The sequence below is a fragment of the Devosia sp. genome (genome assembly GCF_014860165.1).
Taxonomy (GTDB): domain Bacteria; phylum Pseudomonadota; class Alphaproteobacteria; order Rhizobiales; family Devosiaceae; genus Devosia.
Window position 1 is genome coordinate 1 of sequence record NZ_JACZKG010000043.1, and the last position, 25,818, is coordinate 25,818.

Below are 25,818 nucleotides of genomic sequence, written 5' to 3' on the forward strand. Positions count from 1 at the left end.
GATCATGTTCTTCACATAGTCGGCGTGGCCGGGGCAGTCGACGTGGGCGTAGTGGCGCGCCTCGGTCTCATACTCGACGTGAGCGGTCGAGATCGTGATCCCCCGCGCACGCTCTTCCGGCGCACCGTCAATCTGGTCATAGGCGCGGAACTCGCCGAAGTACTTCGTGATCGCAGCCGTCAGCGTCGTCTTCCCATGGTCAACGTGACCAATGGTCCCGATGTTCACATGCGGTTTATTCCGTTCAAACTTTGCCTTTGCCATCGTGGCAACTCCTTACATTCGGTTGCGGTGCGTGGATCACGCACCCTACGGGGTAGGGTGGGCGTTGCCGCCCACCGCACGCATCACGCGTATTTCTTCTGGATTTCCTGCGAGATATTCTCGGGAACCGCGTCGTAGTGGTCGAACAGCATCGTGAAGACCGCGCGGCCCGACGACATCGAGCGCAGGTTGTTGATGTAGCCGAACATGTTGGCCAGCGGCACCATCGCCGTGATGACGTTGGCGTTGCCGCGGCTGTCCTGACCCTGCACCATGCCCCGACGCGAGGTCAGGTCGCCGATGATCGAACCGGTGTATTCTTCCGGCGTCACGACCTCGACCTTCATGATCGGTTCCAGCAGTTTCGCGCCGGCCTTCTTCAGGCCTTCACGCATGGCTGCACGGGACGCGATTTCGAAGGCCAGAACCGACGAGTCGACGTCGTGGAAGGCACCGTCAACCAGCGCCACCTTGAAGTCGATGACCGGGAAGCCAGCGAGCGGGCCCGAGTCCATGACGGACTTGATGCCCTTTTCGACGCCGGGGATGTATTCCTTCGGCACCGCACCGCCAACGATCTTGGATTCGAAGGAATAGCCTTCGCCCGGTTGCGTCGGGGTGATCTGCAGCTTGACGCGGGCGAACTGGCCCGTGCCGCCGGTCTGCTTCTTGTGGGTGTAGTCGATTTCGTGCGCGTTCGAGATCGTCTCGCGGTAGGCCACCTGCGGGGCACCGATATTCGCCTCGACCTTGAACTCGCGCCGCATGCGGTCAACGAGGATGTCGAGGTGAAGTTCGCCCATGCCCTTCATGATGGTCTGGCCCGATTCCAGATCAGTTTCGACGCGGAAGGACGGGTCTTCGGCAGCCAGGCGAGCAAGGGCGAGGCCCATCTTCTCCTGGTCGGCCTTCGACTTCGGTTCCACGGCGATCTCGATCACCGGTTCCGGGAAGGTCATGGTTTCCAGAACGACCTGATGGTTCGGGTCGCACAGGGTGTCACCGGTGGTGGTTTCCTTCAGGCCCGCCAGCGCAATGATGTCACCGGCAAAGGCTTCATCGATTTCCTCGCGGTTGATGGCGTGCATCATCATCATCCGGCCAACGCGCTCTTTGCGCTCTTTGGTCGAGTTGACCATCTGGTCGCCCTTCTTCAGGACGCCCGAATAGATCCGGGTGAAGGTGAGCGAGCCGACGAAGGGGTCGTTCATGATCTTGAACGCCAGCGCCGCGAAGGGCTGGGTGTCATCGGCCGACCGCGCGATGTTGCGGGTTTCCGTCTCGTCGCCCGGCTTGAAGCCCATGTAGGGCGGGATATCCAGCGGCGAGGGCAGATAGTCGATCACAGCGTTCAGAACCGGCTGGACGCCCTTGTTCTTGAAGGCCGAACCGGCGGTCACCGGAACGAAGGCCATGGCGAGGCAGCCCTTGCGGATCAGCTTCCGCAGGGTGTCGACGTCAGGCTCGTTGCCTTCCAGATAGGCTTCCATCGCCTCGTCGTCCTGTTCGACGGCGAGTTCGACCAGCTTGCCGCGCCATTCATCGGCTTCGGCCTGCAGGCCGGCGCGGATGTCGCGGATTTCCCACGAAGCGCCAAGATCTTCGCCCAGATAGACCCATTCCTTCATGGTCACCAGGTCGATGATGCCTTCCAGCTTGTCCTCGGCGCCGATCGGCAGGGCGATCGGGGCGGGGGTGGCGCCGGTGCGGTCCTTGATCATCTTCACACAGTTGAAGAAGTCGGCCCCGATCTTGTCCATCTTGTTGACGAACACGATGCGCGGAACCTTGTAGCGGTCAGCCTGACGCCACACGGTTTCGGTCTGGGGTTCAACGCCGGCGTTGGCGTCCAGCAGGCAGACGGCACCGTCAAGCACGGCAAGCGAACGTTCGACTTCGATGGTGAAGTCAACGTGGCCGGGGGTGTCGATGATGTTGAAGCGGTGCTTCGGCGACTGCGGGGTCTTGCCGTCTTCGGTGCGTTCCCAGAAGGTGGTGGTCGCAGCCGAGGTGATGGTGATCCCGCGTTCCTGCTCCTGCTCCATCCAGTCCATGGTCGCGGCGCCGTCGTGGACTTCGCCGATCTTGTGGGACTTGCCGGTGTAATACAGAATCCGCTCGGTCGTCGTGGTCTTGCCCGCGTCGATGTGGGCCATGATCCCGAAGTTGCGGTAGAGGTTCAGCGGATATTCGCGTGCCATTTGAGGCGCTCCTTACCAGCGGTAATGGCTGAACGCTTTGTTCGCGTCGGCCATCTTGTGGGTGTCTTCGCGCTTCTTCACGGCGGTGCCACGGTTGTTGACGGCATCGGCCAGTTCGGCGGCCAGACGCTCTTCCATGGTGTTCTCGTTGCGCTTGCGGGCGGCGGTGATCAGCCAGCGGATCGCCAGGGCTTCACGACGCTCGGTGCGGACTTCGACGGGAACCTGGTAGGTCGCACCGCCCACACGGCGGCTGCGCACTTCGACCGAAGGCTTCACGTTGTCCAGCGCTTCGTGGAAAGCCTGCACCGGCTCGCGCTTCAGACGGGTCTGGACGCGCTCAAGCGCGCCATAGACGATCGACTCGGCGACAGACTTCTTGCCGTCGAGCATCAGGTTGTTCATGAACTTGGTCAGAACGCGGTCGCCATACTTGGCGTCCGGGAGAATTTCGCGCTTCTCTGCGGCGTGACGACGGGACATCTCTCAATACCTCACTTCGGACGCTTGGCGCCGTACTTCGAACGACGCTGACGACGGTCTTTGACGCCCTGGGTATCCAGAACACCGCGCAGGATGTGGTAACGCACACCCGGCAAGTCTTTGACGCGGCCGCCGCGGATCAGAACAACCGAGTGTTCCTGCAGGTTGTGCTTTTCGCCCGGAATGTAGGAGATGACCTCAAAGCCGTTGGTCAGACGCACCTTGGCGACTTTCCGCATGGCCGAGTTCGGCTTCTTCGGGGTGGTGGTGTAGACGCGGGTGCAAACCCCACGCTTCTGCGGGCAGGATTCCAGGTGCTGCGACTTGGACTTCCGCACATTCGCTTCCCGGGGTTTCCGGATCAGCTGTTGGATCGTCGGCATTCACGTTCCTCGTGTTGCTCTGTCAATACTCGCACCGAACTTCGGCGCGCCACTTCTCGACGTGTGCCTTGCGCGAATCGCAAAGCACAAAACCGCAATCATCCCGTGCGGGGACGACGCGGTGGAATTCCAGAGGATCGGGGTTCAGACCCGGATCATGACCACATCAAGCATTCTGACCGCCGCAAGAGAGAATCCCCTCATGCGGAAGTGAGGCGCTGATACGGGCTTGGCCGGGGGATGTCAATGGCAGTCGCGCCGCGTCACGGCGCGGGCTGGCACCCGGCCGGCAGAAGCCACGCACCCAGCCCCCTACGGGCATAGGCGCCGCCTGCGGCATCCAGCGGGAAGGCCGCGCCGGCGCATGCGGGCGCCGCCTCGGCAACCAGAAGAAGCGGCTCAGCAAAGCCTTCGGGCAGCGGATAGCTCTGCTCATAATGGTTCATCGGCCGGCCTGCGGGGCGGGGGGCATAGAAGGCCAGCCCGGCATCGCGCCCGGTATAGTAGAGATCGGCAAGCACATCGCGGTCTTCGGACAGGACGGCGGCGGCCCCGTTGGCTTTAGCCAGCGCGATGATCTGCTGCGACATGTCGGCCCGCCCCAGCTGCCGGGCAAGCCAGGGCCGCTCGGCGGGGCCAAGGGTCGGGAACAGCGTCAGCACCGGCAGCGCAATGCAGATCAGCGCGTTCAGCCCCACGCCCGCGGCCCGCAGCCGGGGCCAGCCCGCCAGAACCGCCATAGCCAGAACCGTACCGGCGAAATAGGCCGCGACCGCCCAGTTGGCATAGGCCTTGTCCATCAGCGCCTGAAGGCTGACAACGGCCAGCGGCGGCAGGACGAAGGCCGCCCACTGCGCATGCCGCCGCAGATGCCAGAGCCCCGCGACCAGCGCCCCCATCACCACCGGCCCGGCAACGCCGAACTGCGCGCCCCAGAACTCCAGCAGCCCGGCGGGATTCAGCCCGGCCAGCAGGCTGTCCTGCCGGACCCAGCCGATGTTGTCGGCAGTATGCGACAGGGTGGAAAGCCCGTGGTTCAGGTTCCACAGCAGGTTCGGGGACAGCACTACGGCCCATGCCAGCAGGATCAGCACCGCATGGCCTGGCCGGGGCCGAAGGTCGCGCCGCAGAAGCGCCGCCAGCACGACCCCGACAAGGAAGTAGGCTCCGGCATACTTGCCAAGACAGGCAACGCCTGCCATCGCCCCGGCCAACAGCGCATCACGCGCACGCCCCTTTTCCAGCAGCCGCGCATGAAACAGCAGCGCCGCCGCAAAGAATGGCGCCATGACCGTATCGGTCGAGATCAGCAGACTGCCTGCCGCGACCATCGGCAAGGTCAGATAGCCGGCCACCACCCACAGGGCCAGATTGCGCCCCCCTGCCCTTGCGGCCAGCGCCCCCAGGATCAGCGCCGTCGCGCCGTGCAGCGCCGCCCCCGGCATCCGCACCCAGAACGGCGCATCCGACCCGGCCAGCCAAGTGACCGCGCCGATCAGCCAGGCGATCAGCGGGGGTTTGGAATAATAGCCGAAGGCAAACTCCTGCCCCCAAAGCCAGTACTGCGATTCATCGACAAACAGGTCGGTCCGGTTGAACGCCAGCAACAGCCAGCGCAGCGCCGTGACCGCCAGCACCAGCAGGACGGCCAGCCGCAGCCAGCCGGCCTCAGTTTCCGCCCGAGACACTGTCATTGCGGATCAGCCACAGGTTGCGCAGATAGATCACGACACCCAGCGCCTGACCCAGAATGAACACCGGGTCGCGGCGGTGAATGGCGTAGGCCAGCAGCATCACGCCCCCCAGCAGCGAGAAATACCAGAAGGCCACCGGCACCACCGACTTGCGCGCCTTTTCCGAGGCCAGCCACTGGATCAGGAAGCGCGCGGTGAACATGGCCTGCGCAAGGAACCCGAACAGCACCCACAAAAGCTCGGCCGTCGAATTGACGTGGAACCACGACATCAGCGTGCTCATTCGGTCCCTTTCCCGGTGATCGGCCGCGCCTTCTTGCGCCGGCGCAGAAGCCAGGCCACGCCCATCAGGTCCACCACACCCACCAGCGCGCGCTGGATGTTCGAGTAGTTCGATCGCCCCTCGCCCCGCGGCCGGTGCGTCACATCGACATGGGCAATCTGCCATCCGTCCCGAGCAAACAGCGCCGGCAGATAGCGGTGCATGTGGTCGAAATAGGGCAGCCGCAGGAACCCTTCACGCCGGAAACCCTTCAGCCCGCAGCCGGTGTCGCGGGTATGGTCATCCAGCACCCAGGCACGCAGCCGGTTGGCAAAGCGCGAGGCGATCTTCTTCGACCAGGTATCCTGCCGGCCCACGCGCTGCCCGGCAACCAGCCCGATCTGCCCGGAAGCATCGGCCAGAAGCGGCGCTGCCAGCTTGGGCAGTTCTTCCGGCGGGTTCTGGCCGTCGCCGTCCAGCGTCAGGATGATCGGCGCGGTCGCCGCCAGCACCCCCGAATGCACAGCTGCCGACTGCCCACCCGACCGGTCATGCCGGATCAGCCGCAGGTGGGGCATGGATTCGGCCCGTGCCAGCACCGCGTCGCCGGTGGCATCGGTCGAGCCGTCATCGACCACGATGATTTCAAACGGGGCATGGGGCGTCAGGGCGCGGTCGATACCCTCGACCAACGCCACGATGTTCCCGGCCTCGTTCTTGCAGGGGATGACGACGGAAATCACTGTCATGGCCACGCCTTGCGGGGATGCCCGCCTGTCGCCTCTATAGGCGCTGCACCCAAGTCATGCAATTCCTCAGCCCGCCATGGCGGCGCGGCGGCGCAATTTGCGCTCACGCAACAGGGTATAGATGCCGGTGGCCACGACGATGGCAGCACCCACAACCGTCCATCCATCGGGCAGCGTGCCGAACAGCAGCCAGCCGAAAAGGATCGCCCACAGAAGCGCGGTATAGCGGAAAGGCGCAATCAGCCCGATGTCGCCGACCCGCATCACCATGACCGACAGCATGTAGCCCACCACCAGCGCCAGCGAGGCGGCGGCCAGATGCCCCGCCTCGGGGCCTGAGACGGGACGCCACCCCTCGATGGCCGTTACGATGGCTCCCATGACCATCACCGCAACCGAAGCCCAGACCGCCACCGCAGCCGAGGGCACCTGACGCGACAGCGTGCGCGTGGACAGATCGCGCACCACTACGCAACCGACCGCGATCAGCCCCAGAACCGACCAGACGGTAAAGCCGCCGGTGCCGGGCTTGACGATCAGCATGACACCCAGAAAGCCGATGAGGATGGCCGTCAGCCGCCGCCAGCCGATCGGCTCTTTCAGCCACAGCGCCGCGGCAAGCGTCAACGCCAGCGGCAAGGCCTGCATGATGGCCGACAGGTTGGCCAGCGGCATATGCGTCAGCGCCGTCAGGAAAGTGGCCGTCGCCCCGATCTCGGCCAGCGACCGCAGGGCAACCCGCCACCGGTCGGCCCCCTGCGGCATGATCGAAGGGCTGCCCGAGGTCAGCCGCGCGATGACCAGCAGCGCGACCGTTGCCACCACCCCACGCAGCGCGATGGCCTGAAACAGCGGCATCGTCTGGGTGGCGGCCTTCATGAAACTGTCGTTGACCGTGAAGGCCAGCATCGAACCGCACATCAACAGGATGCCGCGGGAGTTGTCAGACAAGGTCATGTCACGATCCGGAATGCGCTTGGTCCGTTCTGGCCGCCAGGCGGCGGGCCGGCAAGGGCGGACGGACGCACGAAATGTTTCACACATGGAAAGGGCCGCGCGACCTGCGCCGCGCGGCCCCTTGATTTCATCGCCGAGCGATTACTCGCCGCGGCTTTCCACCGTATCGACCAGACCCGAGTCCGCCGTGAAGTCCATCACGTCGTCCATCGGTGCGGCCAGAGCGGCGGCCTGTTCGGCCTCGGTCCGGCGCGCCTCGATCACGGTGTGGTCGCGGTCGGTGGCGATCTTCTTCACGCGGCCGGTTGCCCCGCCAGTACCCGCCGGGATCAGGCGGCCGACGATGACGTTTTCCTTCAGACCCACCAGCTTGTCGCGCTTGCCCTGAACCGAAGCCTCGGTCAGCACGCGGGTGGTTTCCTGGAAGGACGCCGCCGAGATGAAGCTGCGGGTCTGCAGCGACGCCTTGGTGATGCCCAGAAGAACCGGCTCGGCCTTGGCTTCGCGTGCGCCGCGGGCCCGGACCTTGAGGTTTTCTTCTTCCAGTTCCTGCTTCTCGACCTGTTCGCCCTTCAGCAGCGTGGTGTCGCCGCTGTCGAGGATTTCCAGCTTCTGAAGCATCTGACGAACGATGACCTCGATGTGCTTGTCGTTGATCTTCACGCCCTGCAGGCGATAGACGTCCTGCACCTCGTCGATCATGTAGTTGGCAAGCGCCTCGATCCCCATGATCCGCAGGATGTCATGCGGAGCCGGGTTGCCGTCCATGATGTAGTCGCCCTTCTGGACGAAGTCGCCTTCCTGAACCGGAATGTGCTTGCCCTTGGGGATCATGTACTCGATCGGGGTCAGCGTCTCATCGACCGGTTCCACGGTGATGCGGCGCTTGTTCTTGTAGTCCTTGCCGAAGCGGACATAGCCATCGGTTTCGGCGATGATCGCGTGATCCTTCGGACGACGGGCTTCGAACAGTTCCGCCACGCGGGGAAGACCCCCGGTGATGTCCTTGGTCTTGGCACCTTCGCGCGGGATACGCGCCACCACGTCGCCGGGCCGGATTTCCTGCCCGTCCTCGACCGACAGAATGGCATCCACCGACATCGGATAGCTGATCGGGTTGCCCGCATCGTTGCGCACGGGGTCGCCGGTTGCCGGGTCCATCACGATGACTTCGGGCTTCAGATCGCCGCCCTTCGGCGCCGAGCGCCAGTCGGACACGATCTTTTGCGTCATGCCGGTCGCTTCGTCGGTATCCTCGCGGACCGACAGACCCGAGATGAGATCCTTGAACCGTGCCACACCCGCCTTTTCGGCGATGATCGGCAGGGTATAGGGGTCCCATTCGAACAGCTTGGTGCCGCGCTTGACCTGCGCACCTTCCTTGACATGGACCTTGGCGCCATAGGTCAGCTTGTGAACCGCCCGCTCGCCGCCGGTTTCATCCACAATCGCGATCGACATGTTGCGGCCGATCACGATCTGCTCGCCCGCCACGTTCTGCAGCAGGTTCGCGTTGCGGAACTCGATCTTGCCTTCCTGGCTGGCTTCTAGGAACGACTGCTGGCCGCCCTGCGCCACGCCGCCGATGTGGAAGGTCCGCATCGTCAGCTGCGTGCCGGGTTCGCCGATGGACTGGGCGGCGATGATGCCGACAGCCTCACCGATGTTCACCAGCGTGCCGCGCGCCAGGTCACGGCCGTAGCAGAGCGCGCAGACGCCCTCTTCGGACTCGCAGGTCAGCGGGCTGCGGATGCGCGCGGTCTGGACGCCGGCCACATGGATGGCGTCGGAACGACGTTCGTCGATCAGCTCGCCGCGGCGGACGATGACTTCCTCGGTGCCCGGCACCAGGATGTCGTCGGCAGCCACCCGGCCCAGCACGCGCTCGGCCAGGGTCTGCACCACTTCACCATCATTCACGGCGGTTTCGGCGGTGATCGCCCGTTCGGTGCCGCAGTCATGCACGCGGATGATGCAGTCCTGCGCCACGTCCACCAGACGGCGGGTCAGGTAGCCCGAGTTCGCCGTCTTCAGCGCGGTATCCGACAGACCCTTCCGGGCGCCGTGGGTCGAGTTGAAGTATTCAAGAACGGTCAGACCTTCCTTGAAGTTCGAGATGATCGGCGTCTCGATGATCTCGCCGTTCGGCTTGGCCATCAGGCCGCGCATCGCGCCCAGCTGCTTCATCTGCGTGACCGAACCCCGGGCACCGGAGTGGGCCATCATGTAGACCGAGTTCGGTTCCTTTTCGGCGCCACTGTCGTCGAACTTCGGCGCCGAGATGGTCTTCATCATGGCGTCGGTGACCTTGTCGTTGCACTTCGACCAGGCGTCCACGACCTTGTTGTACTTCTCGCCCTGAGTGATCAGGCCGTCGAGGTACTGCTGCTCGAAACCGGCAACCTGTTCCTTCACCTCGTTGACGATATCCCACTTGTTGTCGGGGATGACCATGTCGTCCTTGCCGAAGGAAATCCCGGCGCGGAAGGCTTCACGGAAGCCAAGGCCCATGATCTGGTCGCAGAAGATGACCGACTCTTTCTGACCGCAGTAGCGATAGACGGTGTCGATGACGGTCTGCACGTCCTTCTTGCGAAGCGGACGGTTGACCAGTTCGAACGGCGCCTTGGCGTTCAGCGGCAACAGGTTGCCAAGCCGCAGGCGGCCGGGCGTGGTGTCGAACCGCTTCCAGACGATGTTGCCTTCGTCGTCGACCTGACGCAGGCGGGCCTTGATGCGGGCGTGCAGATGCACCGCACCGGCGGCCAGCGCGTGTTCCACTTCCTCGATGTCGGCAAAGGCCATGCCTTCGCCCTGCATGCCCTTGCGTTCCATCGTGACGTAGTAAAGGCCCAGAACCATGTCCTGCGACGGCACGATGATCGGCGCGCCGTTGGCGGGCGACAGAACGTTGTTGGTCGACATCATCAGCACACGCGCCTCAAGCTGGGCTTCCAGCGAGAGGGGAACGTGAACGGCCATCTGGTCGCCGTCGAAGTCGGCATTGAAAGCCGAGCAGACGAGCGGGTGCAGACGGATGGCCTTGCCTTCGATCAGGATCGGCTCGAAGGCCTGGATGCCAAGGCGGTGCAGCGTCGGAGCGCGGTTCAGCAGAACCGGATGCTCGCGGATCACTTCGTCCAGGATATCCCAGACCTCAGGCTTCTCCTTCTCGACCAGCTTCTTGGCCTGCTTGACGGTCGAAGAGAAACCCTTCGCCTCAAGACGGCTATAGATGAAGGGCTTGAACAGCTCGAGCGCCATCTTCTTGGGCAGGCCGCACTGGTGCAGCTTGAGGTTTGGACCCACGGTGATGACCGAACGACCCGAATAGTCGACGCGCTTGCCGAGCAGGTTCTGGCGGAACCGGCCCTGCTTGCCCTTGAGCATGTCGGACAGCGACTTCAGCGGCCGCTTGTTGGCACCGGTGATGGTGCGGCCACGGCGGCCGTTGTCGAACAGCGCGTCCACGGCTTCCTGCAGCATGCGCTTTTCGTTGCGGATGATGATGTCAGGCGCCCGCAGCTCGATCAGGCGCTTCAACCGGTTGTTGCGGTTGATCACGCGACGATAGAGGTCGTTGAGATCGGACGTGGCAAAGCGGCCACCATCCAGCGGCACCAGCGGGCGCAGCTCGGGCGGAATGACCGGAATGACGGTCATGATCATCCATTCGGGCTTGTTGCCCGAGACGATGAACTGCTCGACGATCTTCAAGCGCTTGGCGAGCTTCTTGGGCTTAAGTTCCGTGGTGGACTCAGCAATTTCCACGCGCAGGTCGGCCGCGATCTTCTCGAGATCGAGGGCGAGCAGGATGTCGCGGATAGCTTCCGCGCCGATCTTGGCGGTGAAGCTGTCGGCACCATATTCGTCCTGGGCGTCGAGGAACTGCTCTTCGGTCAGCAGTTCATGCTGGGTGAAGGGCGTGAGGCCAGCGTCGAGAACGACATAGTTCTCGAAATACAGGATACGCTCGATATCCTTCAGCGTCATATCGAGCAGCAGCGCGATACGGGACGGCAGGGACTTCAGGAACCAGATGTGGGCGACCGGAGCGGCCAGTTCGATATGGCCCATGCGCTCGCGACGGACGCGGCTCAGGGTGACTTCCACACCGCACTTTTCGCAGATGACGCCCTTGAACTTCATGCGCTTGTACTTGCCGCACAGGCACTCATAGTCCTTCACGGGGCCAAAGATGCGTGCGCAGAACAGACCATCGCGTTCAGGCTTGAACGTGCGATAGTTGATGGTTTCGGGCTTCTTGATCTCGCCGTAAGACCAGCTCAGGATCTTCTCGGGCGAAGCGATCGAGATCTTCATCTGATCGAAAGTCTGCACCGGAACGGCCGGGTTGAACGGGTCCATGACGTGGGAATGATGATTCATCAATTCTCTCCTCTTTCCTTCGGGAGCGGGCTCACGCCCTGCTCCCTCCGGAAGTGAATGGGGGTAGGAAGTGCCGGATTATTCCGCCGCTTCCTGAGGAGGTGCGAGCTCCGCTTCGGCCTTTTCGGACCCATCGTCGATCTCACGCATGTCGAGTTCGACATTGAGACCGAGCGAACGGATTTCCTTGACCAGAACGTTGAAGCTCTCGGGGATGCCCGCTTCGAACGTGTCGTCGCCACGCACGATGGCTTCGTAGACCTTGGTACGACCGGCAACGTCGTCCGACTTGATGGTGAGCATTTCCTGGAGCGTATAGGCCGCGCCATAGGCTTCCAGAGCCCACACTTCCATCTCGCCGAAGCGCTGACCGCCGAACTGGGCCTTGCCGCCCAGCGGCTGCTGGGTGACCAGCGAGTACGGGCCGATCGAACGGGCGTGGATCTTGTTGTCCACCAAGTGATCGAGCTTGAGCATATAGATATAGCCCACGGTCACCTGACGATCGAACTGCTCGCCCGAACGGCCATCATAGACGGTCGACTGGCCAGAGCCCTTGAGGCCGGCACGTTCCAGCATCTCGACGATATCGGCTTCCTTGGCGCCGTCGAACACCGGGGTCGCGATCGACACGCCCTTGGAAAGGTGTTCGCCCAGGCGGACAAGGCCGTCATCGTCCAGATCGGTAACCGACTCGTCACCGGCAAAGAGCTCGCCGATTTCCTTGCGGAGCGGCTTGAGGTCACCCTTCTGCTGGTAGATGCGGACCATCTCGTCGATCTTCTTGCCCATGCCGGCGCAAGCCCAGCCCAGGTGCGTCTCGAGAATCTGGCCCACATTCATGCGCGAAGGCACGCCCAGCGGGTTCAGCACGATGTCGACCGACGTACCATCTTCCAGATACGGCATGTCTTCCACGGGAACGATGCGCGAAACCACGCCCTTGTTGCCGTGACGGCCGGCCATCTTGTCGCCCGGCTGGATCTTGCGCTTGGTGGCGATGAAGACCTTGACCATCTTCATCACGCCCGGCGGAAGTTCGTCACCGCGCTGCAGCTTGTCCACCTTGTCGATGAAACGCTGCTCGAGCAGACGGCGGCTCTCTTCATACTGGGCATGAAGCGCTTCCATCTCGGTCATGACCTTGTCGTCATCGACCGCGAACTGCCACCACTTGGAGCGGGGCTGAGCCTCGAACATCTGGTCGTTGAGCTTGGTGCCCACGACATAGCCCTTCGGACCTGCCGTAGCGGCCTTGCCGAACAGCATTTCCTTGAGGCGGGCATAGACGTTGCGGTCCAGGATCGACTGTTCGTCGTCACGGTCCTTGGCGAGACGCTCGATTTCCTCGCGCTCGATGGCCATGGCGCGCTCGTCCTTATCGATGCCGTGGCGATTGAACACGCGCACTTCAACGACAGTACCAGCATCGCCCGGCGGCACGCGCAGGGAGGTATCACGAACGTCGGATGCCTTCTCGCCGAAGATGGCGCGGAGGAGCTTCTCTTCCGGCGTCATCGGCGATTCACCCTTGGGGGTGATCTTGCCGACCAGGATGTCGCCCGGGGCGACTTCTGCACCGATATGGACGATACCGGCTTCGTCGAGGTTCTTCAGCGCTTCTTCCGAGACGTTCGGAATGTCGCGGGTGATTTCCTCCGGACCAAGCTTGGTGTCGCGGGCCATCACTTCATATTCCTCGATGTGGATCGAGGTGAAGACGTCGTTCATGGCGATCTTTTCAGACAGCAGGATCGAGTCTTCGAAGTTGTAGCCATTCCAGGGCATGAACGCGACGAGCACGTTGCGGCCCAGGGCCAGGTCGCCCAGCTCGGTCGACGGACCGTCGGCGATGATGTCGCCCTGGTTGACGTGATCGCCCACCACCACCAGCGGACGCTGATTGATGCAGGTCGACTGGTTCGAACGCTGGAACTTCATCAGGTTGTAGATGTCGACGCCCGAGACCGACGCATCGGTTTCTTCCGTTGCGCGGATAACGATACGGGTGGCGTCCACCTGGTCGACGATGCCCTTGCGCTTGGCCACGATGGCGGCGCCGGAGTCACGGGCCACGATCGCTTCCATGCCCGTGCCCACGAAGGGAGCATGGGCACGCAGCAGCGGCACGGCCTGACGCTGCATGTTCGAGCCCATCAGGGCGCGGTTGGCGTCGTCGTTTTCGAGGAACGGGATCAGCGAGGCGGCAACCGACACCATCTGCTTGGGCGAAACGTCCATCAGATCGACGTTTTCCTTGGGCGTCAGGCCGTTGTCGCCGGCGTGACGCGCCACGACCAGATCGTCCTTCAGCGTGCCGTCCTTGTTGAACTGCACGTTGGCCTGGGCGACGTAGTGCTTGGCCTCTTCCATGGCGGAGAGATAGACCACGTCATTGGTCAGCACGCCGTCCACGATCTTGCGGTACGGGGTCTCGATGAAGCCGTACTTGTTGACGCGGGCGAAGGTCGACAGCGAGTTGATCAGACCGATATTCGGGCCTTCCGGCGTCTCGATCGGGCAGATACGGCCATAGTGGGTCGGATGCACGTCGCGGACTTCAAAGCCAGCGCGCTCACGGGTGAGACCGCCCGGCCCAAGCGCCGACAGGCGACGCTTGTGGGTGATTTCCGAAAGCGGGTTGGTCTGGTCCATGAACTGGCTGAGCTGCGAGGAGCCGAAGAATTCACGCACCGCGGCAGCAGCCGGCTTGGCGTTGATCAGGTCCTGCGGCATGACAGTGTCGATTTCAACCGAGCTCATGCGCTCCTTGATGGCGCGTTCCATGCGGAGCAGGCCAAGGCGATAGGAGTTTTCCATGAGTTCGCCGACCGAACGCACGCGACGATTGCCGAGATTGTCGATGTCGTCGATTTCGCCACGGCCATCGCGCAGGTCGACCAGGGTGCGGACGACTTCCACGATATCTTCCTTGCGCAGGGTGCGCATGGTGTCGGGCGCATCGAGCTCGAGGCGCATGTTCATCTTGACGCGGCCGACTGCAGACAGGTCATAGCGCTCGCTGTCGAAGAACAGCGACTGGAACATGGCTTCGGCAGTATCGACGGTCGGCGGCTCGCCGGGACGCATCACGCGGTAGATGTCGAACAGCGCGTCTTCACGCGTCTCGTTCTTGTCCACGGCAAGCGTGTTGCGGATATAGGCACCGATGGTGATGTGGTCGATGTCCAGGATCGGCAGCTCGTCGAAGCCCAGATCCATCATCTTGGTCAGGGTCTTCTCGTCGAGCTCGTCGCCTGCCTCCATGTAGACCTCGCCGGTCTTCATGTTGATCAGGTCCTCGGCGACATACATGCCATAGAGGTCTTCATTGACCGCCAGCAGGTGCGTCAGGCCGTTTTCGCTCAGCTTCTTGGCCTGGCGTGCGGACAGCTTCTTGCCGCCCTCGTGGACGACGTCGCCGGTCTTGGCGTCAATCAGGTCGTGGCTCGGCTTGGCGCCCTTCCACTTCTCGGCGTCGTAGGGCACGCGCCAGCCCTTGTCGGTCTTCTCATACTGCAGCGTCTTGTAATAGGTGCTGAGGATTTCCTCAGTATCCATGCCAAGCGCCTTGAGCAGCGAGGTGACCGGAATCTTGCGGCGGCGATCGATGCGCGCGAACACCACGTCCTTGGCATCGAACTCGATATCGAGCCAGGAGCCGCGATAGGGAATGATGCGGCCGGCAAACAGCAGCTTGCCGGACGAATGGGTCTTGCCCTTGTCGTGATCGAAGAACACGCCGGGCGAACGGTGCATCTGCGAGACGATGACGCGCTCGGTGCCGTTGACGATGAAGGTGCCGTTGCTCGTCATGAAGGGCATGTCGCCCATGTAGACGTCCTGCTCCTTGATGTCCTTGACCGAACGGGCGCCGGTTTCCTCGTCCACCTCGAACACGATCAGCCGCAGCGTCACCTTGAGCGGGGCAGCGAACGTGATGTCGCGCGCACGGCACTCTTCGATGTCGTATTTGGGCTGCTCGAACTCGTACTTCACGAATTCGAGAGACGCCGTATTGGAGAAGTCGGTGATCGGGAAAACCGAACGGAAGACGGACTGAAGCCCTTCATCGGGACGGCCACCCTTGGGCTCGTCGACGAGGAGGAACTGATCATAGGAGGCCTTCTGGACCTCGATCAGGTTGGGCATCTCCGTGACTTCGCGAATGGAACCGAAGGACTTGCGTACCTTGCGGCGGCCGTTGAACGTGGTAGCCATGAAAGCTCCTGTTTCTTTGCGATTTGTCTCGGAGGCAGATATCCAAAAATCCGACTATCAGCCGTCGGGTCTCGGGATATATGCCCTTGATTAGGCAGTAGATTCGGGCTCAGCGACGCCTGAAACCTTCCAGAGCCAATGGAAGGCGGACAAGAAAACGTCAAACACCCCATGGTCAAGAACCATAGGGCCACGTGGACGTCAGCGTGCCTCAGACATCGAAATCGTCATATATTCCGCAAATTGGCGCCAGGGACCCATCCAATCGGTCCGGCGAATCGTCTCGTGAAAACGAGGATGCGAAATGGCACATAAAGCGCCATTTCGCAAATTTCAAGGCAGAAGTCGAAATTACTTGAGTTCGACCTTGGCGCCGGCAGCTTCCAGCTTCGCCTTGATGTCGGCAGCTTCGGCCTTCGAAGCGCCTTCCTTGATGGCCTTGGGAGCAGCTTCAACCAGAGCCTTGGCTTCGCCGAGGCCCAGGCCGGTGATGGCGCGGACTTCCTTGATGACGTTGATCTTGTTGTCGCCGAACGAGGCGAGGATCACGTCAAATTCGGTCTTTTCTTCAGCGGCAGCAGCCGGGGCAGCGCCACCGGCAGCAGCAACAGCAACCGGAGCGGCGGCGGAAACGCCCCACTTTTCTTCCAGCATCTTCGACAGTTCCGAAGCTTCCAGAACGGTCAGGGCAGACAGGTCGTCTACGATCTTGGCGAGATCAGCCATTTGATAAATCTCTCTTTTGTAGGTGTTCAGTTCAAACCAGCTCCCAATGGGAGCCATGGGGTTACGCTGCTTCGTTGCTCTTTTCCGCGTGAGCGGCCAACACGCGCGCGATACCACCAGCCGGCGCAACGATGACCGACGCGATACGGGTCGCGGGCTGCTTGAGCATCCCGGCGAGCGTTGCGCGCAGTTCGTTGAGCGAAGGCATGGTCGCCAGCGCCTTGACGTTATTCGCGTCAAGCGCGGTCTTGCCCATCACGCCACCAAGAACGACATACTTTGCGTTCTTTTCAGCGAATTTCTGCGCGATCTTCGGCGCAGTCATGGGATCGGCCGCATAGGCGATGACGATCGGGCCGGTAAACAGGCCCGAAATGTCCGCGTGGTCGGTTTCCTTCAGAGCAAGCTTGGCAAGACGGTTTTTTGCGACCTTCACGTAGCCACCGGCACCCTTCACCTCACGGCGAAGCGATTCCAGATTGGCCACGGTCAGACCGGCATTCTGCGCGAGGACGATCGATCCAGCGCCCGAGAGGGCTGACTGAAGCGATGCGACAAGCTCACGCTTTTCCGCTCTTTCCACTGCTAGTCTCCACATTGAGCCCGGCGAAAGTCAGCCGGGCCATTGCCAATTGCTGCCCTCCGATCTCCCGAGGGAGGAGAGGAGCAACGGTTACATGCCTGTCAACCGTGCTGCCCGGTAGGGCAACTGGCCTGGTTCGAACCGCGATCACCCTGCCCTTGCGAACAGGAAAATTGTGGTCTCACCCCATCTATGCTGGCGTCGGTGGACATTAAGCTGACCCAGATCGATCAGCACCGGCAGTCTCGGACAGGACTTTACCCTCCTTGCGGAAGGCAAGACTGGACGGGCGAACCCGTCCAGAATTTCTTAGAGAGCCGAAGCCGGCTCCACATGCACGCCCGGCCCCATCGTCGAGGACACGGCGACGCGCTTGACATAGGTGCCCTTGGCACCGGCAGGCTTGGACCGCAGCACGGCGTCGGTAAACGCCTTGATGTTCTGCAGCAGGGCTTCTTCCGAGAAGGAGACCTTGCCAACGCCGGCATGCAGGATACCGGCCTTTTCGACGCGGTATTCCACGGCGCCGCCCTTGGCAGCCTTGACGGCGCCGGCGACATCGGGGGTAACCGTGCCGACCTTGGGGTTCGGCATCAGGTTGCGCGGCCCGAGGATCTTGCCCAGGCGGCCGACCAGCGGCATCATGTCCGGAGTGGCAATGCAGCGATCGAAATCGATCTTGCCGCCCTGGATGGCTTCCATCAGGTCTTCGGCGCCAACGATATCGGCACCAGCCTTGCGGGCTTCATCAGCCTTGGCATCCTTGGCGAACACGGCCACGCGCACGGTCTTGCCCGTGCCGTTGGGCAGGTTCACCACGCCACGGACCATCTGGTCGGCGTGACGCGGATCGACGCCGAGATTGATGGCGATTTCGATGGTCTCATCGAACTTGGCCGAGGCGCGCGACTTCACCATCTTGATGGCTTCGTCGAGCTTGTAGAGCTTGTTGCGGTCGATGCCCTCGCGGGCCTTGGCGATCTTCTTACCAACGTGTGCCATTCAATCAGCCCTCGACCTGAATGCCCATGGAACGGGCAGAGCCAGCAATCATCGACACGGCAGCGTCGATATTGTCGGCGTTGAGATCCTTCATCTTCTTGGCGGCGATGTCACGGAGCTGGGCCGTGGTGATCGTGCCAGCCGATTCCTTGCCCGGCAGCTTGCTGCCCGACTTGAGGTTGACGGCCTTCTTGATGAAGTAGGTGACCGGCGGCTGCTTCATCTCGAAGGTGAAGCTCTTGTCGGCATAGGCGGTGATCACGACTGGAATGGGCGAACCCTTTTCCAGTTCCTGCGTGGCGGCGTTGAATGCCTTGCAGAATTCCATGATGTTCAGGCCGCGCTGACCGAGAGCCGGTCCGATCGGCGGGGACGGCGTCGCGGAGCCCGCGGGCACCTGCAGCTTTACGTAGCCAACGATTTTCTTTGCCATAATCGTCCTATCTGAATGTGTCCGCTGTCACGCGGACCGTTTGACGCTGTGGTCCGAGGCTTGTTCGGATGCTTGGCAGCAACCGCCCTCTCCCACAGATTTGCCCCGAAGCATGCCGCAAGATTTCTTGCGCCGCGCCGCGAGATTTCCGGTCAGACCTTTTCGACCTGACCGTATTCGAGCTCCACCGGAGTGGGACGCCCGAAAATCGATACTTCCACCTTGAGGCGGGCGCGTTCTTCGTCGACCTCTTCCACCACGCCATTGAAGCTGGCGAAGGGACCGTCCGACACGCGCACATTCTCGCCCACTTCGAACGAGACGGAAGGCTTGGGATGCTCCACGCCTTCCTGCACCTGCTGCAGGATGGCCTGGGCTTCCTTTTCGGAAATCGGCATCGGCTTGTTGTCCGAGCCGAGGAAGCCGGTGACCTTGGGCGTGTTCTTGATCAGATGGAACGCCTCGTCGGTCATGTCCATCTTCACCAGCACATAGCCCGGGAAGAACTTGCGTTCCGCATCGACCTTGCGCCCGCGACGGACCTCCACGACCTTTTCGGTCGGCACGATCACGTCTTCAAACAGGTGCTCGAGCTTCTTCTGCGCAACCTTCTGGCGGATATCCTCCGCCACCTTGCGCTCGAAGTTGCTGTATGCCTGAACGATGTACCAGCGCTTGGCCATTAAGCGTCGCCGCTCCTAAATTCTAGTTCCAGACCGCTAAGCGCGGATCGACAGCATCAGGCTGACAAGCCAGGAAATGACCTGGTCGGCCAGCAGGAAGAACAGGCTCGCCGCAAGAACCAGCACGAGGACCATGATCGTCGAGACCAGGACTTCGTTGCGGCTCGGCCAGGTGACCTTGGCGGTTTCCTGCCGGACTTGCTGCAGGAACTGGATCGGGTTCGGTCGGGCCATAGGCGAATCTACTCTTGGGTTTTGGTGCAAAACCAAAGGCCGCGCAGGAATCCCGCACGGCTGGAATGCCGCTATCTAGAGAAACTTGCCGCCAATTGCAACAGGGCCGGCACACATTGATCGCAGCCCCGGCGACTCGCCGCCGATCACTTTGTTAATCATCTGTTAAGAAGCTTGCGGAACCGGCTTGCGCCCCGTATCGCAATGGCATTTGATCCAATTGTGACGGAAAAGCGGCAACGGGAGGCTGTGACATGTCTTCGAGTGGTGCAAGTTTCGACATCAAGGGTTGTGAGGTCCGGTTCTACGGTCCGCATCAGGCCATTGCCGGCCGCGTGACCGGCGTTGTTCGCGTAATCATCGAAGAGCGCTTCATGGGCAACCTGTCGCGCTACCACCTCGATCTCAAGGTCAAGGCCGATGTCGGCTCTGTCAGCACCCCCGAAGTGCGCCGCGCCCTGCTCGCCCACGCCGCCCACCAGCTCAACCGGCTGAAGTCGCGCCACAGCGATGCGCTGCCTTTGGCGGCCGAATAGTCCGCCTGTTCGCCGCGCCCGGCATTTGCTAGCGTCTCCCGGTCGGAGGGGACAGTCTCGTGCATGTCGTAATCACCGGAGCCGGGGGCAATCTCGGCCGCAAGCTCACCGCCCATCTGCAATCGGCACAATGGTGCTCGGCCATAACAGGGATCGATCCCAAGCCGTTGACGGATAGTGGCAAGTTCAGCGCGGTCAGCGCCGACCTACGCGACCCGCATGACCGCCGCTGGATTGAGCCAGTGCAGCAGGCTGATGCCGTGGTTCACTTCGCAGCGCAGAATCCAGCGCCCGATTCCAATTGGGTTGAGGCAACCCAGAGCATCGACATGACGATGAACCTGCTGCAGCGGGTTGGCCAGGCGCCATGCCGCTTCGTCTTCGCATCGTCCAACCATGTCATGGGCGGCTACAAAGATGCACCCCTGCCGCCCGACCAGCGGCTCACATGGGACACGCCGCCGCGCCCCGGCACACGCTTCTTCGATGGCCATGACTATTGCAGGCCCACCGCCTATGGCGCCTCCAAGCTCATGGGTGAGCGCGCCGTTGCAGCCCGCTCTGCGTCCTCCTCGCTGACCGGCGTCAATGTGCGCATCGGCTGGGTCCAGCCCGGCGAGAACCGTCCTGAAACAATCGACCTGCGCGGGGCTGGCCGGCGTACCGGCCCCGCTTTGCCCGACCAGGAAGAGATCGAGCGCGGCATGGCCTGGTTTCGCGGCATGTGGCTGTCCAACCGGGACTTCCTGCAGCTGATGGAAAAGGCCATTACGGCGCCGGCCGATCGCTGGCCCGCCCGCGCCATCGTGGTGAGCGGCGTCAGCAACAATACCGGCACGGCGTGGAACCTCGAGGATGGCCGAAGCTGGCTCGGCTATGAGCCGGTGGACGATATCGCCGCCGGCTAATTTGGCCACTTATGTCATAGTTAAAGGTGCCCCGACCGATCCGAGTGCTACAGGCCCCCTGCAGCAAGGATTCGGAATGGCGATAACCTTTCGCGTGGTCGATATGCGCAGCGACAGCATCGACCCGCAAGAAACCATCATCGTAGGCGCCCGCTCACCCGAGGACGCCGGACGCCAGGCGCTCGGCGTCGAACTGGTGCGCAGTGGCCAGCGCAAGGACCTCATCGCGCGCGTCTATTGGCAGACACCAGGGCAGCCGGTGAATATGGTGCGACTCTACCGGCGCGTGGCCGGCTAGCGCAAAACGCGATGTGTCCAAACGGGGGCGCGTCGCTCCGCGGTGTGTCCGCCCTCATGGACAACTGCGTCCGCGAGGGCTAAGGCGACGTTGCCCTTGGCCATGGTAGTCTCCATTGATGTGTTGATTGCAGAGTCAGGCGGGCCGTCGCAGGATGCGCGGCGCGACCGTGGTCAGAGGCGTCAACAGCCTCGTGCCGAGAGCAAGGATGGGGCAGAGCCCAAGTAGATGAGCGACGGAAATCAATCGGGACGGACTGGGCACGTATCATCGGTGGATGCAGCCAGGGGGCTTCTGGCTCTCAGCGTTATGGCGTTCCATTCGCTGAGCAACGAGAGCATCGCCGCCGTCGAGAATGTGGGTTACTACGCCGTCTATGCGTTCTTTGTGATCAGTGGCTTCTCACTGTGGATTTCCTATTACGGGAAACTGCAGACGTCGTCGGACGTCCGCTCCTACCTGCTGAAGCGCTTCTTTCGGATCGCGCCGCTGTATTATCTGGCCCTGCTGATCCGCATATTACTCTACCCGTTGCCACCGACATGGCCTCTCGATCTGCCAGCGAATATCACCCTGATGCTGGGCTTCTATAACCCAGGCGCGACTTCGCTCATCACTGGCGGCTGGTCGCTAGGCATCGAGTTCGTCTTTTACCTGCTGCTGCCTATTCTCTTCGTCGCGGTCCAAAGCCTGAGGGCACTTGTCGTCGTTGCGACGATGGCAATCGCAATGCAGGTAGTTTTCGTGAACCTGATTCTCGGCACCGCCGAGGTGATGACCGGCCCTCTCTGGGCCTCTTATTCTCAGCCCGTCAGCTTTGCGGGCTACTTTCTGGCCGGGTGCCTGATCGGTGAGCTGTTCCGCGCCGGACCGAAAAAGCACTATCGTCACGCGCTGACCATTGCTGGCGCGGCCTTGATCGGTTTCGCCCTGGTCACGAGCCCATATCCCGTCGGCTTTCTGACGGGCTGGCGCGGCCTGCTCTTGACCACTTTGACGATCGTCTTTGTTGCTGCCGCAGCCTTCGTTCCGCCGGTCACCGGCAAACTGCTCAAAGTCAGCATCTGGCTAGGGGTGATCAGCTATCCGGTCTATTTGCTGCACCCGCTCGTTCACTACAGCCTGCACAAATATGGGGTGCCCTGGGCTCCGCTGCGCATTGTTCTGGTTTTTGCTTTGACCATTGCTGCGGCACACTATGTCAGCAAATATTTCGAGCAGCCGGCCCGGCGACTCGGTGGATCTATCGCGTTTCGCCCGAAGCGAGACCCAGAGCCGACATGATGCGCGTGTGAGCAAGTCCATCGACAGCGCCCCACCGCGCGCGATCTGATTCCGCTCGGCGCTGCAGCTCGCTCAACTCATCTGACTTCGCAAGGTCATTTATGGCGCGATTGAAATCCGCCTGGTCACTCGTGGTGATGACGCCCTTGGCATCGGCGTAATCGTCGTAGCCGAAACGATAGAGATCGTAGTTGACCACCGGCTTTCCTGCGGCGAGAGCCAGACGGATAATGGACGAAACTGAAGTAACCAACACATCGCATTTGCCAATGAGCGTTGCGATGTCGGTCTGATCAATGGCAAAACCCAGTCCTTCCAGCTTCGCCCTGGCGGCCGGATGAGCCTGGATGACCACGTCGCCCAGGCGACGAACCTGATCAACCCAGGACGCCATCGCTTCTGCGTAGGGTCTCGGACCATAGGTGTCGGTGTAGTCCGGTGGCAGCGCACAGACGATGCACATCTTTTGGCTGCGTGGCTTCATTGCCATTGATGTGTGCACGTCATCAAGCGCCAGCGAACCGACTACGACCACCTTAGGCCGCCCTATTCCATCCGAGGCATAATGCGCGGCCATTCTGGGGCTCTCTGCCAGCAGCCTGGATGCCCGACCACCATGAACCGCCCACGGGTTTGGCGGAGCGACGCCCGCAATTTCGTACCCGAGGGCAAATCGCAGCGGCAGCCGAAACACGCGTCGGCCGCCTACGATCCCCGACCACTGCGGCTTGACCAGAGAAAACAGCCGGGCCACACGGCCGGACGCAACATAGTCCTCAGGTGCGCTGCCGATCACCACTTCTGCCTGCCGCCGTCCGGAAAACTCGTAGGGCAGAATATATACCGGCAAGCCGATGCGCCTCGCTTCCGCGATCCACGGCAGATTGCCACCAACACCATCCTCCCCGACAACCAGAGCAGTGGCAGCAATTGACCGGAGGTACTGACGGGCGCTGCGCCGCGCCGCTCTGGCCGCGGTCACAACCGCCGTCACGCCGTGGACCTCTTTGTTCAAGGTCACGGTGCCCACGCCATCGGCCGCCTCAGGCGCCAGCGTTGGGAGCATTTCGCTACCCGGTTCGCTCAGCAGAGCAGCGCTTTCCACCAGTAGCTTGTGCGCCACCCCTCGGTCGTTCAGAATTTTGCGGAGGCGCCGAAATTCGACCAGTTGCGTGGGAAGCTGTGCGAGAAAGACGAACAAGAATGCCCCCTAGTTGGGACGTTTCTACCTCGCCAGGAATCCCCTTCGCAAGAACAACAGGAACGAGCTGCTTCGACAAGCGGCAGCATTACGGCCAGAAACAAACAAGCCGGCCGGAGGTATATGCTGCCCGGGGCTGTCGATAGAATACGAATCCTGCGTCAGGCCCGACAGCGCCCCATGTCCGCATGGGCGTCAAACAGGTCACAACTCCAGGTTATGACTGCGCCCAAGCCTATCGCGGCGCTGGCGCAAACGCCATGTCGCTGGAGCGCAAGCGTCTTGCCACATCGGTCAGGCTGTCTAACCGACCGAAGCATTGCGCGCGTCAATATGTTGGAAGTCCCAGAAAATCTGGAAAGAACGCCTGGCAGGGGCTGGGGGACTCGAACCCACGACCCTCGGTTTTGGAGACCGATGCTCTACCAACTGAGCTAAACCCCTTCAGGCGAGGGTGTGTCTAATGGCAATGGGCGTGTTTCGCAAGACCCTTTGCGCCTAGCTCCAGAGATGGGGCAGCAGCGGCAGCGCCAGGAGCAGGTTGCCCAGCAGGCTGGCGAGAAAACTGACCGACCGCCAAGGCGTAAGGCCGCGCATATAGCAATAGAGGTGCGCAACACGCGCCACAAAGTAGAGCGCTCCACCCGCGAGCGAAAGCCAACCGATCTCGCCAAGCATGATCGACAGCAACGCCAGGGTCAGGAAGACCGGCAGGGTCTCCTGCAGGTTGGCCAGGGCCCGACGCGCGCGGCCGAGATCGCGGCTGGGTTCAGGCAGGTCGTCCCGCGGTCCGATCTGCGCGTCGGTTCCGACCTGCTCGGTGAGGTAGCGGCCGGGCAAGGCGACCTGAATCAACAGCAGGAACAGCACCAGAAAAATGATCAGCAACAAACGAAATAACCCTTGAACACCGGTGGCATTGCGCCGCCCTTCCCCCGCTAACGCATGACGGCGCCAACAGGATCACCATTTACAATCGGCAAGACCCAGCCAATAAATGGCTTTGCGAGTTCAGGGAAGTTTGGCGGCAGCGACACGATCACTCAGGGGCAAAGGCCCCGGAAGGATGACAATGCGTCTTTTGCTGGCACTGGCCATTCTGGCTCTCTCCCCTGGCCTGGCTTTCGCCCATACCGGAATCGCCCATGGCGCGGGGTTCTTCCACGGTATTGCCCACCCCGTCGGCGGCCTCGACCACGTGCTCGCCATGCTCGCCGTGGGCGTCTTTGCCTTCGTGCTCGGCGGCCGGGCGCTGTGGCTGGTGCCGCTCAGCTTCGTCGGCGCAATGGTGGCCGGATTCGGTCTCGGTATTGCGCAGGTCCAGCTGCCATTCGTCGAACTGGCCATTGCCCTCTCGATCGTGGCAATCGGCGGCGCGGCCGCCCTGGGCCGCCCCATGCCTGTCGGGGCGGCCATGGCCCTGGTCGGTGTCTTCGCCGTGTTCCACGGCCATGCCCACGGCGCCGAAATGGCCGAATCTGCCGATGGCCTCACCTATGCCCTGGGCTTCGTTACGGCGACCGCCCTGCTCCACCTCACCGGCCTTGCTGCCGCTTTCGGCGCTGCACACCTCGCCGGGCGCTTCGGCGGCACCGCGGCGCGACTGGCAGGCGGCGCCTTCGCCATTGCCGGCCTCGGCATCCTGGCGGGCTGGCTCTAGCCCCCACCGCACGGGCGGTGGCCCACCGTCGCCCGCGCACAGATTCCAATGCGCCAAGGGGTTGTCAGGTCCGGCCGTGACGGGCTATTGGCTAGCATGTCGGTCACCGACCGAGCGGGTATAGCTCAGTGGTAGAGCAGCAGCCTTCCAAGCTGAATATGCGGGTTCGATTCCCGCTACCCGCTCCAAATCCCCCTGCCCTTGCATCCCCGATTCTGTTTCGCAGGCCGCTGCCTGACGCGAGGAGTGTTCAGGCCTCCCGACCGTTCACAGCACCTGCCGAGGACAGGATGGGCCCGGATTGACCTTTTCTTGCGGGGCATTGCCAAACGGGTGTTGACACTGTGTCATCAGACCACCATAAACCGCCCCGACGACGCGCCCCGGCGCTTCGTTTCCTACCCAAGCGACGTTGTAGTGGAGGGGTGGGAGAGTGGTTAAATCCATCAGACTGTAAATCTGACCGCTTAGCGTACACTGGTTCGAATCCAGTCCCCTCCACCATCGCTTCCTGCTGAGGCCCTCAGGCCAGCAGATCCGGGCTCCTCCCCAAGCAACGTTACACAGTTTGTTACGCAGTCCTGGTCCAGGTCCGGCGCTCACAATGTGGACAAAATCAACTGGGAGGAAGTTCATCTGCGGCGGCGTTCGAAGGCTGCGACCGGCG

Annotated in this window: 23 protein-coding genes and 3 tRNA genes; 7 read left to right on the forward strand and 19 right to left on the reverse strand. The window is 62.2% G+C overall.

The features are described 5' to 3' along the window. The 16 genes from IH615_RS09610 to secE all read right to left on the reverse strand — a co-directional run. On the reverse strand, window positions 1–264 hold a 264-nt coding region (locus IH615_RS09610; RefSeq protein ID WP_291361651.1), incomplete at its 3' end, for a GTP-binding protein. 83 nt (window positions 265–347) lie between these two features. After that, window positions 348–2,465, reverse strand: a complete 2,118-nt coding sequence (fusA, locus tag IH615_RS09615; protein WP_291361652.1) for an elongation factor G — start codon at window positions 2,463–2,465, stop codon at window positions 348–350. Between the two features lie 12 nt (window positions 2,466–2,477). After that, window positions 2,478–2,948 (reverse strand): 30S ribosomal protein S7, encoded by a 471-nt coding sequence (rpsG, locus tag IH615_RS09620; protein WP_291361653.1) that lies wholly within the window; start codon window positions 2,946–2,948, stop codon window positions 2,478–2,480. 11 nt (window positions 2,949–2,959) lie between these two features. After that, on the reverse strand, window positions 2,960–3,331 hold the full coding sequence (gene rpsL, locus IH615_RS09625) for a 30S ribosomal protein S12 (protein WP_165014620.1): 372 nt from the start codon (window positions 3,329–3,331) through the stop codon (window positions 2,960–2,962). Between the two features lie 263 nt (window positions 3,332–3,594). Next, on the reverse strand, window positions 3,595–5,019 hold the full coding sequence (locus tag IH615_RS09630) for a glycosyltransferase family 39 protein (protein ID WP_291361654.1): 1,425 nt from the start codon (window positions 5,017–5,019) through the stop codon (window positions 3,595–3,597). Then, complete coding sequence (locus tag IH615_RS09635; protein ID WP_291361655.1) at window positions 5,000–5,308, reverse strand: lipid-A-disaccharide synthase N-terminal domain-containing protein; 309 nt, start codon at window positions 5,306–5,308, stop codon at window positions 5,000–5,002. Before IH615_RS09635 ends, IH615_RS09630 begins: the two co-directional genes overlap by 20 nt. Further along, on the reverse strand, window positions 5,305–6,036 hold the full coding sequence (locus IH615_RS09640) for a glycosyltransferase family 2 protein (RefSeq protein WP_291361656.1): 732 nt from the start codon (window positions 6,034–6,036) through the stop codon (window positions 5,305–5,307). Before IH615_RS09640 ends, IH615_RS09635 begins: the two co-directional genes overlap by 4 nt. A gap of 66 nt (window positions 6,037–6,102) precedes the next feature. Then, a complete protein-coding gene (locus IH615_RS09645) occupies window positions 6,103–6,993 on the reverse strand; it encodes a DMT family transporter (protein WP_291361657.1) in 891 nt (296 codons plus the stop codon). A gap of 141 nt (window positions 6,994–7,134) precedes the next feature. Next, on the reverse strand, window positions 7,135–11,382 hold the full coding sequence (rpoC, locus tag IH615_RS09650; RefSeq protein ID WP_291361658.1) for a DNA-directed RNA polymerase subunit beta': 4,248 nt from the start codon (window positions 11,380–11,382) through the stop codon (window positions 7,135–7,137). Between the two features lie 78 nt (window positions 11,383–11,460). Then, on the reverse strand, window positions 11,461–15,603 hold the full coding sequence (gene rpoB, locus IH615_RS09655; protein ID WP_291361659.1) for a DNA-directed RNA polymerase subunit beta: 4,143 nt from the start codon (window positions 15,601–15,603) through the stop codon (window positions 11,461–11,463). A gap of 351 nt (window positions 15,604–15,954) precedes the next feature. After that, entirely contained in the window at window positions 15,955–16,329 is a 375-nt protein-coding gene (gene rplL / locus IH615_RS09660) for a 50S ribosomal protein L7/L12 (RefSeq protein WP_291361660.1), read from the reverse strand. Window positions 16,330–16,390: 61 nt separating this feature from the next. Then, a complete protein-coding gene (rplJ, locus tag IH615_RS09665) occupies window positions 16,391–16,912 on the reverse strand; it encodes a 50S ribosomal protein L10 (RefSeq protein ID WP_291361661.1) in 522 nt (173 codons plus the stop codon). Window positions 16,913–17,221: 309 nt separating this feature from the next. Beyond that, complete coding sequence (rplA, locus tag IH615_RS09670) at window positions 17,222–17,914, reverse strand: 50S ribosomal protein L1 (RefSeq protein ID WP_291361662.1); 693 nt, start codon at window positions 17,912–17,914, stop codon at window positions 17,222–17,224. Between the two features lie 4 nt (window positions 17,915–17,918). Further along, window positions 17,919–18,347 carry a 50S ribosomal protein L11 gene (rplK, locus tag IH615_RS09675; protein ID WP_291361663.1) on the reverse strand — a complete coding sequence of 143 codons (429 nt, stop codon included), beginning with the start codon at window positions 18,345–18,347 and terminating at the stop codon, window positions 17,919–17,921. Window positions 18,348–18,499: 152 nt separating this feature from the next. Continuing rightward, a complete protein-coding gene (nusG, locus tag IH615_RS09680; protein WP_056251191.1) occupies window positions 18,500–19,030 on the reverse strand; it encodes a transcription termination/antitermination protein NusG in 531 nt (176 codons plus the stop codon). A gap of 36 nt (window positions 19,031–19,066) precedes the next feature. After that, window positions 19,067–19,264, reverse strand: coding sequence for a preprotein translocase subunit SecE (secE, locus tag IH615_RS09685; protein WP_291361664.1), 198 nt, complete (start codon window positions 19,262–19,264; stop codon window positions 19,067–19,069). A 254-nt stretch (window positions 19,265–19,518) separates the two neighbouring features. Here secE and IH615_RS09690 point away from each other — a divergent pair, with 254 nt between their 5' ends. The 4 genes from IH615_RS09690 (at window position 19,519) to IH615_RS09705 (ending at window position 22,290) form a co-directional block, all read left to right on the forward strand. Next, the gene (locus IH615_RS09690; RefSeq protein ID WP_291361665.1) at window positions 19,519–19,800 is read left to right on the forward strand and encodes a hypothetical protein; all 282 of its coding nucleotides are present in this window, start codon (window positions 19,519–19,521) and stop codon (window positions 19,798–19,800) included. 59 nt (window positions 19,801–19,859) lie between these two features. Further along, window positions 19,860–20,708, forward strand: a complete 849-nt coding sequence (locus IH615_RS09695) for an NAD(P)-dependent oxidoreductase (protein WP_291361666.1) — start codon at window positions 19,860–19,862, stop codon at window positions 20,706–20,708. A gap of 76 nt (window positions 20,709–20,784) precedes the next feature. After that, on the forward strand, window positions 20,785–21,006 hold the full coding sequence (locus tag IH615_RS09700; protein WP_291361667.1) for a hypothetical protein: 222 nt from the start codon (window positions 20,785–20,787) through the stop codon (window positions 21,004–21,006). Window positions 21,007–21,234: 228 nt separating this feature from the next. Further along, window positions 21,235–22,290, forward strand: coding sequence for an acyltransferase (locus IH615_RS09705; protein ID WP_291361668.1), 1,056 nt, complete (start codon window positions 21,235–21,237; stop codon window positions 22,288–22,290). Here the strand turns inward: IH615_RS09705 and IH615_RS09710 are convergent. From IH615_RS09710 to IH615_RS09720, 3 genes are all read right to left on the reverse strand, one after another. Beyond that, a complete protein-coding gene (locus IH615_RS09710) occupies window positions 22,250–23,491 on the reverse strand; it encodes a hypothetical protein (protein ID WP_291361669.1) in 1,242 nt (413 codons plus the stop codon). The two genes, IH615_RS09705 and IH615_RS09710, sit on opposite strands and share 41 nt — an antisense overlap. 368 nt (window positions 23,492–23,859) lie before the next feature. Then, window positions 23,860–23,935 (reverse strand) — tRNA-Trp (locus tag IH615_RS09715). A gap of 54 nt (window positions 23,936–23,989) precedes the next feature. After that, window positions 23,990–24,379: an MAPEG family protein gene (locus tag IH615_RS09720; protein ID WP_291361670.1), complete on the reverse strand. Its 390-nt coding sequence runs from the start codon at window positions 24,377–24,379 to the stop codon at window positions 23,990–23,992. Window positions 24,380–24,563: 184 nt separating this feature from the next. On the opposite strand from IH615_RS09720, the gene IH615_RS09725 reads away from it, so the two are divergent. From IH615_RS09725 to IH615_RS09735, 3 genes are all read left to right on the forward strand, one after another. After that, entirely contained in the window at window positions 24,564–25,151 is a 588-nt protein-coding gene (locus tag IH615_RS09725; RefSeq protein ID WP_291361671.1) for a HupE/UreJ family protein, read from the forward strand. A gap of 114 nt (window positions 25,152–25,265) precedes the next feature. Next, window positions 25,266–25,339, forward strand: a tRNA-Gly gene (locus tag IH615_RS09730). A gap of 231 nt (window positions 25,340–25,570) precedes the next feature. Continuing rightward, window positions 25,571–25,655 (forward strand) — tRNA-Tyr (locus tag IH615_RS09735). Window positions 25,656–25,818: the final 163 nt, after the last annotated feature.